The 1,377-nt window shown below is 56.0% G+C and carries 1 rRNA gene; it reads left to right on the top strand.

Annotated features, from left to right (window positions below):
* A 23S ribosomal RNA gene (locus HMPREF3151_RS05930) occupies positions 1-1,377 on the top strand; the annotation flags it as partial.

Raw genomic sequence — 1,377 nt, 5'->3', positions numbered from 1 at the left:
GCGGCATGTCGCGAGGTTAACCCGTTTTTGTGGGGTAGTCGTAGCGAAAGCGAATCCGAATAGGGTGGCAAGTGGCATGTCCTGGACCCGAAGCGGGGTGATCTACCCATGGCCAGTGTGAAGCAGCTGTAAGAGGTTGTGGAGGCGCGAACCCACTTAGGTTGAAAACTGAGGGGATGAGCTGTGGGTAGGGGTGAAAGGCCAATCAAACTCCGTGATAGCTGGTTCTCCCCGAAATGCATTTAGGTGCAGCGTGATGTGAGCTTGCCGGAGGTAGAGCTACTGGTTGGTTGAGCGGGACTATCATCTTAGCGACGTCAGCCAAACTCCGAATACCGGTGAAGTGGTGCATTGCAGTGAGACTGTGGGGGATAAGCTTCATAGTCGAGAGGGAAACAGCCCAGATCGCCGGTTAAGGCCCCTAAGGGTGTGCTAAGTGGAAAAGGATGTGGGATCGCGAAGACAGCCAGGAGGTTGGCTTAGAAGCAGCCATCCTTGAAAGAGTGCGTAATAGCTCACTGGTCGAGTGGTTCCGCGCCGACAATGTAGTGGGGCTCAAGCACACCGCCGAAGCCGCGGCAAGTCCTTTGGACTTGGGTAGGGGAGCGTCGTGTGTGGGGTGAAGCCGTACTGGAAGGAGCGGTGGACTGCATGCGAGTGAGAATGCAGGCATGAGTAACGAATGGCAAGTGAGAATCTTGCCCGCCGGATGACTAAGGGTTCCTGGGTCAAGTTCGTCTTCCCAGGGTGAGTCGGGTCCTAAGGCGAGGCCGACAGGCGTAGTCGATGGTTAACGGGTTGATATTCCCGTACCCGTATGTGCGCGCCCAGTATCGAAGCGGTGATACTAACCACCCTGACCCGCTGGCCGTTGCCACTTTTCGAAGTGGTTGGTTGGTGGTGATGCGTGGGGCCTGATCCGTTGTAGGTCAGTGATGGGGTGACGCAGTGAGGTAGCCGAGCCGCTTATTGGATTGCGGTGCAAGCGTGTGGCACGACACCATGGTCAAATCCGGGTGTCACAAGTGTGAGGCGTGATGCGTAGCCCATGTTGGGTGATGTTGGTGATCCTGGACTGCCGAGAAAAGCCTCTAGCGATGTGCATGTACGGCCCGTACCCATAACCGACACAGGTGGTCAGGTAGAAAATACTAAGGCGAGCGGGTGAACTGTGGTTAAGGAACTCGGCAAAATGCCCCCGTAACTTCGGGAGAAGGGGGACCCACACTGGTTACCGGTCATACGATTGTGTTGCTGGTGTGGGTCGCAGAGAAGAGAGGGGAGCGACTGTTTATCAAAAACACAGGTCCGTGCGAAGACGGTTAAGTTGATGTATACGGACTGACGCCTGCCCGGTGCTGGAAGGTTAAGAGGACC

The organism is Corynebacterium sp. HMSC05H05 (assembly GCF_001807265.1).
Taxonomy (GTDB): domain Bacteria; phylum Actinomycetota; class Actinomycetes; order Mycobacteriales; family Mycobacteriaceae; genus Corynebacterium.
This window is presented reverse-complemented; position numbering and strand designations above follow the sequence as displayed.